We start from the raw sequence: 14,289 nt of genomic DNA, 5'->3' as shown, positions 1-14,289 counted from the left end.
CGCCTTCGACGGGGAGGGGCGAAAATGCAACGTCCCGTATACCTTTAGCTCCGTAGGGCGGCGCCGTGCAGACCCTCGCCCAGATCCTGATCGCGCTGCCGCTGGTCGCGTATGTCGGCTACCCGATCCTCCTCCTCGGCGCGGCGAAACTGTGGGGCCGCCCGGTCGGCACGGGTCCAGTCGATCTCTCCGTCGCGATCCTGATCTGCGCGCACAACGAGGGGCCGCGGATCGGCGCGAAGCTTCGATCGGTCCTCGCGGCGACGCAAGGGCACGCCCGGGTGATCGTCGCCGACGACGGTTCGACCGACGACACCGCGGCGGTGGTGGCCGACTTTCGCGAGGTCGAGCTTCACCGGCTCGCGCGCGGCGGCAAGGCGGCGGCGCTCAACCGCGTCGCACCGCGAGTCGCGCTCAGCGATCCGGAAGCCGTGCTGGTGATGACCGACGCCGATCCGCTGTTCGACGCGGACACGCTGCCCAATCTCCTCGCGCCCTTCGCCGATCCGCGCGTCGGCGCGGTCGCGGGTCGGGTCGAGACGATCCGCTCGCGAACGCGGCTCGCCGGGTTCGACCGGCTGTTCCGCGCATATGAATCGAACGTGCGCCAGGCGGAGAGCGAGCTGTTCGGCTGCGTCTCCGCCGACGGGGGCCTCTACGCGATCCGGGCCAAGCTGATGCCGCGCGTTCCGCCCGACGTCACCGACGATTTCTTCATCTCCACCGCCGCCGTCGCCGCCGGATCCCGCATCGCCTTCGCGGGCGAAGCGCGGGCCTGGGAACATGCGATCGCCGCCGGAGGAAAGACCTTCCGCCGCCGCATCCGCATTACCGTACGCGGGCTGACGGCGCTCTGGTCCAGGCGGGCGCTGATGAACCCGGCGCGGACCGGCTGGTATGCCGTCGCGCTGGTGCTCCACAAGGTTACGCGCCGACTCGCTCCGCTGGCGCTGCCGCCGCTGTGGGTGCTCGCGGGACTGCTCGCGGCGGACGGCGCCATCGCCTGGGGCTGCGTCTTCGCCGGGCTGAGCGCGCTGGCGCTGGTCGGTGCGGTCGGCGCGGTCGCACCCGAGCGGCTGCCGCGCGCCTTGTCGCCGGTGTTCGGCGCCGCGCTTCACCTTGCCGGGCTCGCCTGGGGCGCGGTGCTGTTCGCGCGCGGGACCCGCTTCGCACAATGGACGCCTCAGAAGGACGCCGCCGCATGATCCGCGAAGTCGCGCTGTTCGCGCTCACCGCCGCCGGGACGCTGGCGCTGGTCGGCGGGGTGTCGGGCGGGGGCCAGCCTTACGCCGTTTCCGACGATTTCGAACACGGGATCGGTCGCGGCTGGGCGCTCCGGCAGCAGGAACGCGGCTCCGTCGACACCGTCCGCGCACCGGGCCGCTCGGGACAGGCGCTGCGCGCGCGCGCCGAGCCGAAGGGGGCGAGGGTCACCAAGGCGGCGCTGATCGCACGCACGCCCGCAATGCGCGCGGGCGAGACGGTGCGGGTCGGCTTCGACCTCTACGTCCCCGCCGCCACCGCGCCCAACTCGCTCCAGCTCGTCGACCTGGAATGCGCGACCTGCGGGGAGGGGGGCAATCCCGGCATCCGGCTCTACCTGCGCCGCGGGCGGCTCAGGATCGACCGCTCGAAGATCGGGATCGCCAAGGCCTGGTTCGACGATGCCGCGCCGCAGCTCGCGAACGACCGCTGGTACCGCGTCGGGCTGACGGTGCGCTTCGGCGCGGCGGACGGCGCGGCGCAGGTGACGCTCGATGGGCGAACCGTGCTGACCGGACATGGCGACACGCTGCTGCCCGGTTCGAATCACGCCGACCGGGTCCAGATCGGGATCACCGCCAATTCGAACCCGACCCTGGCGACGCTCTACCTCGACGATGTCGCGGTGAGCGTCCGCTAGTCGACCGCCGGCTCGGGCGGATCGAACCCGCCTTCCCATTTCGCCACCACCGCGCTCGCCACCGCATTGCCGACGACGTTGGTCGCGGTGCGCCCCATATCGAGGAAATGGTCGACCGCCAGCACCAGCACCAGCCCCCCCTCGGGGATGCCGAACATCGGCAGCGTCGCCGCGATCACCACCAGCGACGCGCGCGGCACCCCGGCGATTCCCTTGGAGGTCACCATCAGCACCAAGAGCATCGTGATCTGCGTGCCGAGGTCGAGGTGGATGCCATACGCCTGCGCGATGAACAGCGAGGCAAAGCCCATGTAGAGCATCGACCCGTCGAGATTGAACGAATAGCCGAGCGGCAGCACGAAGCTGGCGATCCGCGGCGGCACCCCGAAGCGGTCCAGCGCCTCGAGCATCCGCGGATAGGCGGCCTCCGACGAGGCGGTCGAGAAGGCGACGAGCAGCGGCTCGCGGATATGGTGGATCAGCAGCCGGATCCGCCCGCCGATCAGCAGCGCGCCGACCGCGAGCAGCAGCACCCAGAAGGTCAGCATCGTCAGGTAGAAGCTGCCCATGAAATAGGCGAGCTGACCGATCACCCGCGGCCCCTGCGCGGTCAGCGTCCCCGCGACCGCGCCGAACACCGCCAGCGGCGCGACTCGCATCACATAGTCGGTGATCTTGAGCATCACGTGAACCAAGGCGTCGACCGCGCGGACCAGCGGCTGCGCCGCCTCGCCGACCGCGGTGATCGCGACGCCGACGAACACCGACAGCACGACGATCTGGAGCACCTCGTTCTTCGCCATCGCGTCGATCATCGAGGCGGGGACGATGTGAGTGATGAAGTCCTTGAGGTTGAACGCCGCCGTCTCGATCCCCGCCGTCGCGGTCGCCGCGGGCAGGTTCACCCCGACGCCGGGCTGGAACAGGTTGACCGCGATCAGCCCGAGGCTGAGCGATACCAGGCTCGCGGTGACGAACCACGCCAGCGCGCGCCCGCCGATCCGGCCGAGCGCCTTGGTATCCCCCATCTGCGCGATCCCGGAGACCAGCGTCCCGAACACCAAAGGCGCGATGATCATCTTGATGAGGCGCAGGAACAGCGCGACCAGGATCTCGAAATAGCCCGCGATCTCCTTCAGTCGCGCCGCACTCTCGGGCGTGCCAGCGTCGAGCGAGAGGTTGAGCGAGAGCCCGACGATCAGCCCGAGGACGAGGCCAATCAGGATGTAGGTGGTCAGGCGCTTGGCCATTGGGGCTCCCGGTGGTCAGCGGAAGGGAGCGCCCCATCCGTCACCCCGGCCTTGTGCCGGGGTCCACCGTGCAGCAAAGCCGAGAGCGTCGGGGTATGCGGAACCGTGGACCCCGGAACAAGGCTCTGCTGAGTTTATCGAAGCATCCGGGGTGACGTATGAGCGCATTTCGACCTTCCCGCCGCACCCTCCTCGCCGCCGCCGCACTCGCGCCGCTGGCGACCTCCGCCGTCCTCCGCGCCGCCGAGCCCGATCTCTCCGCGCTGCGCGACATCACCAGCGGCGTCCCGCTCATCACCAAGGAGGAACGCGCCGCCCGCCTCGCCCGCGCGCAGGGGCTGATGCGCGCGAACGGCATCGCCGCGGTGCTGGTCGAGCCCGGCTCGAGCCTCGTCTACTTCACCGGGGTCGAATGGTGGCGCTCCGAGCGGCTCACCGCGGCGGTGATCCCCGTCGAGGGGACGCCCTGCATCGTCACGCCGTTCTTCGAGGAGCCCTCGGTCCGGCAGACGCTGGCCGTCCCCGCCGACGTCCGTGTGTGGCAGGAGGACGGCGATCCCTTCGCGACGATCGCGGGCTTCCTCAAGGACCGGCGGCTCACCGGCGCGATCGGGGTGGAGGAGACCGCGCGCTTCTTCGCCTTCGACGGGCTCCGCCGGACGCTGCCGTCCGTCCGGCTGGTCTCGGCCAACCCGGTCGTGCGCGGCTGCCGGATGATCAAGTCCGCGCCTGAGATCGCGCTGATGCAGGCCGCGACCGACGTCACCATCGCCGCCTATCGCTGGACGAAGCCGCGCGTCGAGGCGGGGATGACCGGCGCGCAGATCGGCGCGCTGATGGATGCCGCGACCCGCAAGCTCGGCGGCGCGCCCGAGTTCTCGATGGCGCTGATCGGTGAGGCGAGCGCCTATCCGCACGGCAGCCGCGAGGTGACCCGAGTCGCCGACGGGCAGGTCGTGCTGATGGACTGCGGCTGCACGGTGTCGGGCTACCAGTCCGACGTGTCGCGGACCTGGGTCCATGGCGCGGCGTCGAAGGAGCAGCGCACCGTCTGGGAACAGGTCGCCGCCGGCCAGGCGCTCGCCTTCCGCGTCGCGCAGCCGGGGACGGCGGCGGGCGCGGTCGACGATGCGGTGCGCGCGCTCTACGAACGCCTCGGCTACGGCCCTGGCTACAAGCTCCCCGGCCTCTCGCACCGCACCGGCCACGGTATCGGCCTAGACGGGCACGAGCCGGTCAACCTTGTCCGCGGCGAGGCGACGCCGCTCGCGCCGGGGATGTGCTTCTCGGACGAGCCGGGCATCTACCTGCCGGGCAAGTTCGGCGTGCGGCTGGAGGACTGCTTCCACATGACCGCGACCGGGCCGAAGTGGTTCAGCACGCCGCCGGTGTCGCTGGATACGCCGGTTTAGCGGTCAGTTGGGGAACAGGATCGCTTCGTAGTCCTGCGCGCCGTTGAGGACGCGAAGAATGCCCACCATCTTCTCCTCGACCGGGTAGAAGACGAGGTAGTTGCCGTGGACGAGGTGCCGAACGCCGGTGCTCTCATAGCGGGGAACGAGAGGGAAACGGCGCGGGAAGGTCGTGAGCTTCATACAACGCTGGCGGATCTCACCGACGAACGTCCGCGCCCGCCTTCGATCGGCCTGTCCGATGTCGTCGCCGATCGCCCGCAGATCTTCCCGAGCCTCCGGCGAGAATCGGACGATCACGCTGCGTCGCTCTCCGGTTGCGGATCGCTATACCTCGCTTCCAACTCGTCGAAGACCTCGTCGGCGTCGATCATGTTCCCCGCCTTCATCGAAGCGAGCCCCGCGGCGATCGCCTCATCGAGGCCGGCAAGCCGGCGCTCACGTTCCTTCACGAGCCGAACGGCTTACTTCAGGACCGCGACCTTGGAAGGGTACCGGCCGGCTTCGACGAGGCTATCGACATAGCGCTCGAGCGTCTCGCCCAGTTCGACACGGATCATGATCGTACCTCCGCTACATCGTTTATCCCGGTTTGGCGGCAGTGTCGCCCCCGAAGCCGGGACGCGCGAGCCCGCTAGTCACGCCGCCCACAGCCGATTAAGCCCCGCCCATGACCTCGACCAACGACCTCCGCCGCAGCTTCCTCGATTATTTCGCCTCCGCCGGGCACCAGGTCGTGCCCTCCGCGCCATTGGTACCGCAGAACGATCCGACGCTGATGTTCGTGAATGCGGGGATGGTGCCGTTCAAGAACCTCTTCACCGGGCTGGAGACGCGGCCGTACAGCACGGCCACCTCTTCGCAGAAATGCGTCCGCGCCGGCGGCAAGCACAACGATCTCGACAATGTCGGCTACACCGCGCGTCACCATACTTTCTTCGAGATGCTCGGCAATTTCAGCTTCGGCGACTACTTCAAGGAGAGGGCGATCACCCACGCCTGGACGCTCCTGACCAAGGAATGGGGTCTCCCGCCCGAGAAGCTGACCGCCACCGTCTATCACACCGACGACCAGGCGTTCGACCTGTGGAAGAAGATCGCGGGCCTCCCCGATCACCGCATCATCCGCATCCCGACCAAGGACAATTTCTGGGCGATGGGCTCGGACGGGCCGTGCGGGCCGTGTTCGGAGATCTTCTACGACCACGGCGACCACATCCCCGGTGGTCCTCCCGGCAGCCCGGACGAGGACGGCGACCGCTTCGTCGAGATCTGGAACCTCGTCTTCATGCAGTTCGTGCAGGAGGCGGATATCATCGTCGGCGATCTGCCGCGCCCCTCGATCGACACCGGCATGGGGCTGGAGCGGGTCGCCGCGGTGATGCAGGGCGTCACCGACAATTACGACACCGACACCTTCAAGGCGCTGATCGCCGCCTCGGGCGCGCTGACCCATACCGCGACCACCGGCGACAATCAGGCGAGCCACCGCGTCATCGCCGATCACCTGCGGACCTCGGGCTTCCTCGTTGCGGACGGCGTGCTGCCGGCCAACGAGGGCCGCGGCTACGTGCTGCGCCGGATCATGCGCCGAGCGATGCGCCACGCGCATCTGCTGGGCAGCAAAGAGCCGCTGATGCACCGGCTCGTCCCCGCGCTGGTCGCCGAGATGGGCGCGGCCTACCCGGAGCTGGTCCGCGCCCAGCCGCTGATCGAGGCGACGCTGGCGCAGGAAGAGACACAGTTCCGCCGCACGCTCGATCGCGGTTTGAAGCTGCTCGACGAGGCGACCGGGTCGATGGCCGCGGGCGGCGTCCTGCCGGGCGAGACCGCGTTCAAGCTCTACGACACCTACGGCTTCCCCTACGACCTGACCGAGGATGCGCTCCGCGAGCGCAACCTGACCGTCGACCGCGCCGGCTTCGACACCGCGATGGCCGAGCAGAAGCGCGCCGCCCGTGCCGCCTGGAAGGGCTCGGGCGCGAAGGCGTCCGACGACCTCTGGTTCGATCTGGTCGAGGAAGTCGGCGGGACCGAGTTCACCGGCTACGCCAACGAGGTGGGTGAGGGCGTCGTCCTTGCGCTGGTCAAGGACGGCGCGAGGATCGAACGCGCGGGCGAAGGCGAGCAGGTCGACGTGATCGTCAACCAGTCGCCCTTCTACGCCGAGAGTGGCGGGCAGGTCGGCGATGCGGGAAAGCTCAGCAACGACAATGGCCTGCAAGCGGATGTTTCGGACACGTCGAAGCAGCTCGGCAAGCTCTGGGTCCACCATGCGACGATCCGCAACGGCGAGCTGAAGGTCGGCGATCCGGTCAGGCTCGCGATCGACACGGCCCGCCGCGCCGCGATCCGCGCCAATCACTCGGCCACCCACCTGCTCCACGAGGCGCTGCGCCAGCGGCTCGGCACGCATGTCGCGCAGAAGGGCTCGCTGGTCGCGCCCGATCGGCTCCGCTTCGACGTGAGCCACCCGACCGCGATGACATCTGCCGAACTCGCCGACGCCGAGCGCGCGGTCAACGCCCAGATCCGTCGCAACGGCGCGGTGACGACCCGGCTGATGACCCCCGAGGACGCGATCGCCACCGGCGCGATGGCGCTGTTCGGCGAGAAGTACGGCGACGAGGTCCGTGTCGTCTCGATGGGTTCGGAAGACGGCGGTGAGACCTATTCGATGGAGCTGTGCGGCGGGACGCATGTGAATGCGCTCGGCGACATCGGCGTGTTCAAGGTCGTCGGCGAGGGTGCGGTGTCCTCGGGCATCCGCCGGGTGGAGGCGCTGACCGGCGAGGCGGCGCGCGCCTACCTCAACGCGCGCGACGAGAAGCTGCGCGAGGCTGCGGCCGTGCTGCGGTCCACGCCCGACGAGGTGCCCGCCCGCGTCGCCGCGCTGGTCGAGGAGCGCCGCCGCCTCGAACGCGAGCTGGCCGAGGCGAAGAAGGCGCTGGCGCTCGGCGGCGGCGCGGGGGCGGCTCCGGCCGGCCCGGAGACGGTCGCCGGCGTCGCCTTCGAGGGCCGCGTGCTCGACGGGTTCGACGCCAAGGGCCTGCGCGGCGCGGTCGACGAGGCGAAGAAGCGGCTCGACTCGGGCGTCGCGGTGCTGGTCGCGGTGAACGAGGGCCGCGCGACGGTCGCGGTCGGCGTCACCGACGATCTCGTCGCCGACTTCAACGCGGTCGAGCTGGTCAAGCGCGCGGTCGCGGCGCTCGGCGGGCAGGGCGGGGGCGGCCGACCCGACATGGCGCAGGGGGGTGGTCCCGACGGCGCGAAGGCGGCCGACGCGCTCGCCGCCGTTCGCGCCGCGCTCGAGGAGAGCCGCCAGGCGGCTTAGGCGGCGGCGTTCACCTGTGCGAAGCCGCTGAAATAGGCGCGGACCGCGGGGTCGGCGATGTCGGACGTCAGCGCGTCGACGATCGCGGGCAGGTCGGCGCCCGACGCCGGAGCGGCGTCGACACGCTGGTAGCCCATGGTCCAGTCGGGAAACGCGCGTGTCGCGATCGTCTCCCGCCGCAGCGTCACGACCGCGAAATGTCGGGGGTCGCGGCCGATTCGCTGGAAGGTCGCCTCGACTGCCTCGACCGGACCTTCGAGCGCCTGGAGGAACCGCCGGCCGCCGACGACGAGCAGCCCCGTCACCTCGACGGCGGCGTTGTTCCGACGCGAGATCGTCAGGATGCGGTCCAATTCCCCCGTCGCGATCACCTGCCGCGCGGTGCTGATGTAGATGAGGCGCTGCATCACCGTTCCTTTCACCCGGGCGCGCGATCGCAAGGCCCTTCCGAAATTAGGGTTAACGAGCCGACCTTTTCGCCGGGCGAGCAAGGACTTGCGAGGCTCGCCCGGCCGAATGGCCACGCCGGGCCGGCGATCACGCGGCCTTGGCAACCCCCTGCATCCGCTGCGCCTGCTCGCGGCCCTGGACGACGGAGGCGTAAGCGCGACGGACGGTCTCGAGCGTCTCCGCCGGCATCTTTTCGTCGTTCAGCACGCGATCGAACTCCTCCTGGAGGTAGGCCTCGCCGCGGTCGACCTCCTTGGCGATCGCCGCGTCGCCGCCGTCGAAGGCGTGACGGACGTCCTCCCAGCGCCGGTGAAAATCGCCCGCGACCGAGCCGAAGTCGTTGGGCGTGCCGCCGAGCCGACGGCTCTCCGCCTGGAGCATCGCCACGATCGCACGGCGATCCGTCGCCATCGTGCGAAGCGTATCGGCCCAGCCCGCCGCCTCGGCATGCTCCGCGGCCTGTTCATAGCCCTTGATGCTGTCGATCGTGGTCGTGATCAGGTCGTCGAGCTTGGAGGCGGCATGGGCCATGAGGATATCCCTTTCGCAGAATACGAGGGTCAACCTCCGGGGACGCGAGCCGGTTGCCAGAATTCAGCCCTAACAAAGCGTTAGGCACGATTCCTTGCTCATCGTGCCGGCAGGATCCGTGGATTTCGGAGCAGACCCGCGGTCACAAGCGCGACGAGCGCGCCCACCGGCAGGATCTCGGTCATGGTCATGGGGATGCGGAACAGCGGGTTGCGATAGCTCGCGCGCATCGCCGCCATCTGGCGGAGTTCGTCGGCGAGCGCGGCAGGGTCACGGATTTCGGCGCGGCGCTGCGCGAGATAGCCGTCGATGAAGGCGTCCGGTCCGCCATTCACCAAAAGCGCCGCCTCCCAGCCGAGCGCATACATGACCGCGGCGATCAGGGTGATCCCCGCGCCGATCGCCAGTGCCGGCCAGAAGCCGATCCGTCCGCCGAGCGTCTCGTCGCGGTATCGCTTGACCGCCAGGACGATGGTCGAGAGCGCGACGAGCATCGTGGTGTAGCCCAGCGCCATGCCGAGCGCGGTCGGGAGATGACCGGGCAGCAGCGTGAAGGTCGCGAAGCTGACTCCGCCCGCGATCGCGCCGCCGATCAGGCCGTAGGTGATGATGGTTCTGAGCATCGGATCCTCCTTGTGGTGCCGCGTCGATCAGCGCGGTGGACGGCGGTGGAGGCAATCACCCGGATGGGTGATCCGGGCGATCCCACCCTAACGGAGGAGGCCGAGCGACCGCGCACGGGCGATCGCCTCGGTCCGGCGCGCGGCGGCGAGCTTCTCGAACAGGCGCGCCGAGTGGGTCTTGACCGTGTTGGGCGAGATCGCGAGCCGGCGTGCGATCTCCTTGGTCGACAGACCGTCGGCAATGGCGTGGAGCACCTCCAGCTCGCGCGGGGTGATCCCGAGCGCGGCCTGCCTGGCCGGATCGGGCGTCGGCGATGCGGGCGCGCGGCGGACGAGCCGGGCGCCGAGCGCGGCGCCGAGCGCGAGAAACAGCGTGGCGAGGATCGCGGTGTAGAGCCCGGCGGGGCCGCTGCGGATCATGCGGTGATAGTCGATCCACTCGAGCAGCGCCGTGCCCGATGCAAGCGCCGCGGCGTAGGCGACGATCGAGCGCCAGGGAAAGGGAGCGCGCCGGGGCATGGCGCGACGTTATCCGGCTCCGCGTCCGACTAGAAGCCCGCGATTCGTTTTGCCTTTGTTCCCGTCCGGCGCTACCTTCCGCTTATGGCAAAGCTCCAGAAGCGCTACGTCTGCCAGGCGTGCGGATCGGTGTCCTCGCGCTGGCAAGGGCAGTGCGCCGACTGCTCCGAGTGGAACACGTTGGTCGAGGAGGCGCCGGCCGTCGTCACCCCGTTCCAGGCCAAGCACAACCTCCAGGGCGGCGGGCGCGCGTTCCAATTGGTCTCGCTCGACGCCGAGGTGACGCTGCCCGCGCGGCTGGCGAGCGGGATCGCCGAGTTCGACCGCGCGCTTGGCGGCGGGTTCGTGGAAGGATCGGCGACGCTGATCGGCGGCGATCCGGGGATCGGCAAGTCGACCCTCCTGCTCCAGGCGGCGGCGAAGATGGCGCTGGCCGGGCATTCGGTCGCCTATGTCTCGGGCGAGGAGGCGGCGGATCAGGTCCGCCTGCGCGCGCGGCGGCTGGGGCTGGGCGATGCGCCGGTGCAACTCGCCGCCGCGACGTCGGTGCGTGATATCCTCACCACCCTGTCGCAGGGTCGCGCGCCGGCGCTGCTGGTGATCGACTCGATCCAGACGATGCACTCGGATCTGATCGAGGGCGCGCCGGGAACCGTCAGCCAGGTCCGCGCCAGCGCGCAGGAGCTGATCCGCTTCGCCAAGGAGCGCGGCACCGCGGTGGTGCTGGTGGGACACGTCACCAAGGACGGGACGATCGCGGGGCCGCGGGTCCTGGAGCATATGGTCGACACCGTCCTCGCCTTCGAGGGCGAACGCAGCCATCAATACCGCATCCTGCGCGCGATCAAGAACCGCTTCGGCGGCACCGACGAGATCGGCGTCTTCGCGATGCAGGCCGAGGGGCTGGCCGAGGTCGGCAATCCGTCCGCGCTGTTCCTCACGCACCGCGACGAGAGCGTCACGGGGGCGACGGTCTTTCCGGCGCTGGAGGGCACGCGCCCCGTGCTCGTCGAGATCCAGGCGCTGGTGGTGAGGCTCGCCAGCGGAGCGACGCCCAGACGCGCGGTGGTCGGCTGGGATGCGGGGCGGCTGGCGATGATCCTGGCGGTGCTGGAGGCGCGGTGCGGGCTCTCCTTCTCCTCGGCCGAAGTCTATCTGAACGTCGCCGGCGGCTACCGCATCCAGGATCCGGCGGCCGACGTCGCCGTCGCGGCCGCGCTGGTGTCGGCACTGTCCGAGCGCCCGGTTCCCGCCGACGCGGTGGCGTTCGGCGAGGTCGCGCTGTCCGGCGAGGTCCGCCCGGTCGCCCATGCGCCGCTCCGCCTGAAGGAGGCCGGCAAGCTGGGGTTCGAGCGCGCGCTGGTGCCCGCAAGCGTCGTCGGTGGCGAGGGCATTCGCCTCGCCGGCTTCGCCTCGCTCGGGCGGCTGGTTGATCATCTGCTGGGTCGCGGCTAGCGGCGGATGAATGACCCTCACCGCGCTCGACATTTCGGTCCTGCTCTTCGTCGGCGGCGCGGCGCTGCTCGGGCTGAAGCGCGGGTTCGTCTATGAGGTGCTCGCGCTGTTCGCCTGGATGGCGGTGGTGTTCGCGGTCAAGGTCGGTCACCTGCCGCTGTCGCGGGTGCTGACGCCGCTGATCGGCACCGCCTCGGGTGCGGCGGTGCTGTCGCTCGCGCTGCTGGGCGGCGTCACCTATTTCCTCGGGCGGCTGATCGCCAACGCGGTGGGCGCACGGACCCGCAACTCGGTGCTCGGCCCCGTCGATCGCGCGCTCGGCTTCGGCTTCGGCGCGCTGAAGGGGCTGATCCTCGCCAGTCTCGCCTTCCTGCTCATGGTGCTCGTCCTCGACGTGATCCGCGGCGGCCCGCAGCGTCGGCCAGAGTGGCTGAAGGCGAGCCGCACCTATCCGCTGCTCAATGCCACCTCGCGCGGGGTGAGCGACTTCCTCGATCGCCGACGCAAGGGCCAGCCGGTCTGGAGCGCGGACAACGCAGCCGCTGCCGACAACGCCAGCTAGTCACCCGGCAAGCGGGCGAGGGGTCGCGCCGGGCGGATCGGGCAGCTAAGGGTCGTTTCGTGACCGAACCGCTCTACAATGCCGAGATCCTTCGCCTCGCCACCGCGATCCCGCATCATGCGCGGCTCGCCGATCCGGCAGGAACCGCGGAGCGGCGATCGCCGATCTGCGGCAGCCGGGTGACGGTCGACGTCAATCTCGCGCCGGACGGGACGGTCGGTGAAGTCGGGCTGCTCGTTCGCGCCTGTGCGCTCGGCCAGGCGTCGTCCTCGCTGCTCGCCGCCAACATCGTTGGTCGAACGCCTCAGGAGCTCGTCGCCGCTCGTGACGCGCTCTCCGCCTGGCTGGCGCGGGAGGGCGATGCGCCGGATTGGCCCGGCCTCGCCGTCTTCACCCCTGCGCTCGAAAAGACGGCGCGGCATCCCTCGATCCGCCTCGCGTTCGAGGCCGCTGCCGAGGCCGCGGAGCAGGCGAGGGCGCGCGCCGATGCATGAGGTCGCGCAGACGACGTCGCTGCTCCGCGACGGGGTGATCCTGCTCGGTGCCGGGCTCGTCTTCGTGCTGATCTTCCGCCGGCTCGGCCTGGGCGCCACGCTGGGCTATCTGGTCGCGGGCGCGGTCGTCGGGCCGCAGTTGCTCGGGCTGGTCGGCGGCGCCGAATCCAAGATGGGGCTGGCCGAGTTCGGGATCACGCTGCTCCTGTTCATCGTCGGGCTGGAGCTCAACCCGTCGCGGTTGTGGCGGCTGAAGGAGGACATCTTCGGCGCGGGACTGCTCCAGGTCGTGACGTGCGGGCTCGCGATCACCGCCATCCTCTATCTGGCGAGCTTCTCCCCCGCCGCCGCGCTCGCGCTGGGCCTGCCGCTGGCACTCTCCTCGACCGCGCAGGTGCTGCCGTTGCTCCAGTCGGCGGGACGGCTGCGGACGCCGTTCGGCGAGCGCGCCTTCTCGATCCTGCTGTTCCAGGATCTCTCGATCATCCCGCTGATCACGATCATCGCCGCCTTGAGCCGAAATCCGGCCGACGCCGGCGGGCCGCCGGGCTGGCTGCTGGTGCTCTACACCGTCGCCGCGATCGCGGGGCTGATCGCGGCCGGGCGCTTCGTGCTGCGGCCGCTGTTCCGGCTGATCGGCAATCTGGGCGAGCGCGAGATGTTCGTCTTCGCCGGACTGTTCACCGTGATCGCCGCGTCGGCGCTGATGCAGGCGCTGGGGCTGTCGACCGCGCTCGGCGCGTTCGTCGCGGGCGTGATGCTGGCCGACAGCCCGTACCGGCACGAGCTGGAGGCCGATGTCGAGCCGTTCCGCTCGGTCCTGCTCGGGCTGTTCTTCCTGACGATCGGGATGCTGCTCGATCTCCACGCCATCGCCGAGCGGCCGTTCTTCGTGCTGGCCATGGCGGCGGCGCTGATCGTGACGAAGACCGGGGTGATCTTCGCGATCGGCCTGCTGTTCAAGATGGGGTGGCGCGGGGCGCTGGCGCTGGGGCTGCTGCTCTCGCAGGGCGGCGAGTTCGGTTTCGTGCTGTTCGCCCAGGCCCGCGCGGCCTATCTGATCGATCCGCAGGCGGCGAGCCTGTTCGGCGCCGTCGTCACGCTGTCGATGGCGACCACGCCGTTCCTCATGTCGATCACCCGCAAGTTCCGCGAAGCGCCGATCGTCACCGAGGAGCGCGACGGACCGAAGGCGGACGGAGCCAATGCGCTGATCGTCGGCTATGGGCGGTTCGGCCAGACGGTCGGGCAGATGCTGATCGCCAACGACATCCCGGTGACGCTGATCGACACCGACGTCGAGATGATCGACATCGCGGGCGAGTTCGGCGCTAAGGTCTATTACGGCGACGGCACCCGGCTCGACATGCTCCGCCAGGCGGGGGCGGCGGACGCCGAGCTGATCCTGTTCTGCATCGACGGCGACCAGATCACCCCCGAGATCCTGGAGGGCGTCCACGAAGCCTTCCCGCGCGCCTCCATCTACGTGCGCGCTTACGACCGCCGCTCGCTCATCAAGCTGAAGGCGGGCCCGGCGGAATATGTCGTGCGCGAGGTGCTCGAGTCGGCGGTCAAGATGGCGCGGTTGGCGCTGCGCAGCCTCGGCGCGTCGGAAGAGGAGATCGACCGGACCGAAGGCATGTACCGTGCCCGCGACAAGGAGCGGCTGCGCATCCAGGTCGAGGCCGGCGACATCCGCGCCGCCCGCGCGATGGTGGCGGAGCAGCAGCCCTGGGGGACCGACACGTGAACGGGT

At 70.0% G+C, this 14,289-nt stretch carries 15 protein-coding genes; 8 read left to right on the top strand and 7 right to left on the bottom strand.

Annotated elements, in window-relative coordinates; translation table 11 throughout:
• The first annotated feature begins 65 nt into the window (after positions 1–65).
• Together AC4GYY_RS05565 and AC4GYY_RS05560 are read left to right on the top strand one after the other, a co-directional pair.
• The gene (locus AC4GYY_RS05565; protein WP_491119220.1) at positions 66–1,205 is read left to right on the top strand and encodes a glycosyltransferase; all 1,140 of its coding nucleotides are present in this window, start codon (positions 66–68) and stop codon (positions 1,203–1,205) included.
• Positions 1,202–1,903: a heparin lyase I family protein gene (locus AC4GYY_RS05560; RefSeq protein WP_491119219.1), complete on the top strand. Its 702-nt coding sequence runs from the start codon at positions 1,202–1,204 to the stop codon at positions 1,901–1,903. Before AC4GYY_RS05565 ends, AC4GYY_RS05560 begins: the two co-directional genes overlap by 4 nt.
• On the opposite strand, the gene AC4GYY_RS05555 is transcribed toward AC4GYY_RS05560, so the two are convergent.
• Positions 1,900–3,153, bottom strand: a complete 1,254-nt coding sequence (locus AC4GYY_RS05555) for a dicarboxylate/amino acid:cation symporter (protein ID WP_491119218.1) — start codon at positions 3,151–3,153, stop codon at positions 1,900–1,902. The genes AC4GYY_RS05560 and AC4GYY_RS05555 overlap by 4 nt on opposite strands.
• Positions 3,154–3,311: 158 nt before the next feature.
• On the opposite strand from AC4GYY_RS05555, the gene AC4GYY_RS05550 reads away from it, so the two are divergent.
• Positions 3,312–4,565: a M24 family metallopeptidase gene (locus tag AC4GYY_RS05550; protein ID WP_491119217.1), complete on the top strand. Its 1,254-nt coding sequence runs from the start codon at positions 3,312–3,314 to the stop codon at positions 4,563–4,565.
• Positions 4,566–4,568: 3 nt separating this feature from the next.
• Here the strand turns inward: AC4GYY_RS05550 and AC4GYY_RS05545 are convergent, their stop codons facing one another.
• Together AC4GYY_RS05545 and AC4GYY_RS05540 are read right to left on the bottom strand one after the other, a co-directional pair.
• Complete coding sequence (locus AC4GYY_RS05545; RefSeq protein WP_491119216.1) at positions 4,569–4,865, bottom strand: type II toxin-antitoxin system RelE/ParE family toxin; 297 nt, start codon at positions 4,863–4,865, stop codon at positions 4,569–4,571.
• Positions 4,862–5,017 carry a hypothetical protein gene (locus tag AC4GYY_RS05540; protein ID WP_491119215.1) on the bottom strand — a complete coding sequence of 52 codons (156 nt, stop codon included), beginning with the start codon at positions 5,015–5,017 and terminating at the stop codon, positions 4,862–4,864. Before AC4GYY_RS05540 ends, AC4GYY_RS05545 begins: the two co-directional genes overlap by 4 nt.
• Before the next feature lie 218 nt (positions 5,018–5,235).
• Between AC4GYY_RS05540 and alaS the strand changes: the two genes are divergently transcribed.
• A complete protein-coding gene (gene alaS, locus AC4GYY_RS05535) occupies positions 5,236–7,899 on the top strand; it encodes an alanine--tRNA ligase (RefSeq protein WP_491119214.1) in 2,664 nt (887 codons plus the stop codon).
• Here the strand turns inward: alaS and AC4GYY_RS05530 are convergent.
• The 4 genes from AC4GYY_RS05530 to AC4GYY_RS05515 all read right to left on the bottom strand — a co-directional run bounded on the left by AC4GYY_RS05530 (position 7,896) and on the right by AC4GYY_RS05515 (position 10,022).
• Entirely contained in the window at positions 7,896–8,306 is a 411-nt protein-coding gene (locus AC4GYY_RS05530) for a BLUF domain-containing protein (protein ID WP_491119213.1), read from the bottom strand. The genes alaS and AC4GYY_RS05530 overlap by 4 nt on opposite strands.
• A gap of 130 nt (positions 8,307–8,436) precedes the next feature.
• Positions 8,437–8,880 (bottom strand): PA2169 family four-helix-bundle protein, encoded by a 444-nt coding sequence (locus AC4GYY_RS05525; RefSeq protein WP_491119212.1) that lies wholly within the window; start codon positions 8,878–8,880, stop codon positions 8,437–8,439.
• Between the two features lie 98 nt (positions 8,881–8,978).
• Positions 8,979–9,503, bottom strand: coding sequence for a DUF4199 domain-containing protein (locus AC4GYY_RS05520; protein WP_491119211.1), 525 nt, complete (start codon positions 9,501–9,503; stop codon positions 8,979–8,981).
• An 87-nt stretch (positions 9,504–9,590) separates the two neighbouring features.
• Entirely contained in the window at positions 9,591–10,022 is a 432-nt protein-coding gene (locus AC4GYY_RS05515; RefSeq protein ID WP_491119210.1) for a helix-turn-helix domain-containing protein, read from the bottom strand.
• Positions 10,023–10,106: 84 nt separating this feature from the next.
• Between AC4GYY_RS05515 and radA the strand changes: the two genes are divergently transcribed.
• From radA to AC4GYY_RS05495, 4 genes are read left to right on the top strand one after another with little or no spacing between them, the layout of a single operon-like run.
• Positions 10,107–11,477: a DNA repair protein RadA gene (radA, locus tag AC4GYY_RS05510; RefSeq protein WP_491119209.1), complete on the top strand. Its 1,371-nt coding sequence runs from the start codon at positions 10,107–10,109 to the stop codon at positions 11,475–11,477.
• A 10-nt stretch (positions 11,478–11,487) separates the two neighbouring features.
• Positions 11,488–12,039 (top strand): CvpA family protein, encoded by a 552-nt coding sequence (locus AC4GYY_RS05505; protein WP_491119208.1) that lies wholly within the window; start codon positions 11,488–11,490, stop codon positions 12,037–12,039.
• A gap of 59 nt (positions 12,040–12,098) precedes the next feature.
• Entirely contained in the window at positions 12,099–12,533 is a 435-nt protein-coding gene (locus AC4GYY_RS05500) for an iron-sulfur cluster assembly scaffold protein (protein ID WP_491119207.1), read from the top strand.
• On the top strand, positions 12,526–14,283 hold the full coding sequence (locus AC4GYY_RS05495) for a cation:proton antiporter domain-containing protein (protein WP_491119206.1): 1,758 nt from the start codon (positions 12,526–12,528) through the stop codon (positions 14,281–14,283). Before AC4GYY_RS05500 ends, AC4GYY_RS05495 begins: the two co-directional genes overlap by 8 nt.
• The last annotated feature ends 6 nt before the right edge of the window (positions 14,284–14,289 follow it).

It is taken from the genome of Sphingomonas sp. SP6 (assembly GCF_058313435.1).
The sequence above is the reverse complement of the archived record's forward strand: the minus strand, read 5'-3'. Positions and strand labels throughout refer to the sequence as shown.

Excerpts from the sequence above, each read along its gene's own strand:
- AC4GYY_RS05560 (WP_491119219.1), top strand. The coding sequence starts at position 1,202 with ATGATCCGCGAAGTCGCGCTGTTCGCGCTCACCGCCGCCGGGACGCTG.
- AC4GYY_RS05555 (WP_491119218.1), bottom strand. The coding sequence starts at position 3,153 with ATGGCCAAGCGCCTGACCACCTACATCCTGATTGGCCTCGTCCTCGGG.
- AC4GYY_RS05550 (WP_491119217.1), top strand. The coding sequence starts at position 3,312 with ATGAGCGCATTTCGACCTTCCCGCCGCACCCTCCTCGCCGCCGCCGCA.
- alaS (WP_491119214.1), top strand. The coding sequence starts at position 5,236 with ATGACCTCGACCAACGACCTCCGCCGCAGCTTCCTCGATTATTTCGCC.
- AC4GYY_RS05530 (WP_491119213.1), bottom strand. The coding sequence starts at position 8,306 with ATGCAGCGCCTCATCTACATCAGCACCGCGCGGCAGGTGATCGCGACG.
- AC4GYY_RS05525 (WP_491119212.1), bottom strand. The coding sequence starts at position 8,880 with ATGGCCCATGCCGCCTCCAAGCTCGACGACCTGATCACGACCACGATC.
- AC4GYY_RS05520 (WP_491119211.1), bottom strand. The coding sequence starts at position 9,503 with ATGCTCAGAACCATCATCACCTACGGCCTGATCGGCGGCGCGATCGCG.
- AC4GYY_RS05515 (WP_491119210.1), bottom strand. The coding sequence starts at position 10,022 with ATGCCCCGGCGCGCTCCCTTTCCCTGGCGCTCGATCGTCGCCTACGCC.
- radA (WP_491119209.1), top strand. The coding sequence starts at position 10,107 with ATGGCAAAGCTCCAGAAGCGCTACGTCTGCCAGGCGTGCGGATCGGTG.
- AC4GYY_RS05505 (WP_491119208.1), top strand. The coding sequence starts at position 11,488 with ATGACCCTCACCGCGCTCGACATTTCGGTCCTGCTCTTCGTCGGCGGC.
- AC4GYY_RS05495 (WP_491119206.1), top strand. The coding sequence starts at position 12,526 with ATGCATGAGGTCGCGCAGACGACGTCGCTGCTCCGCGACGGGGTGATC.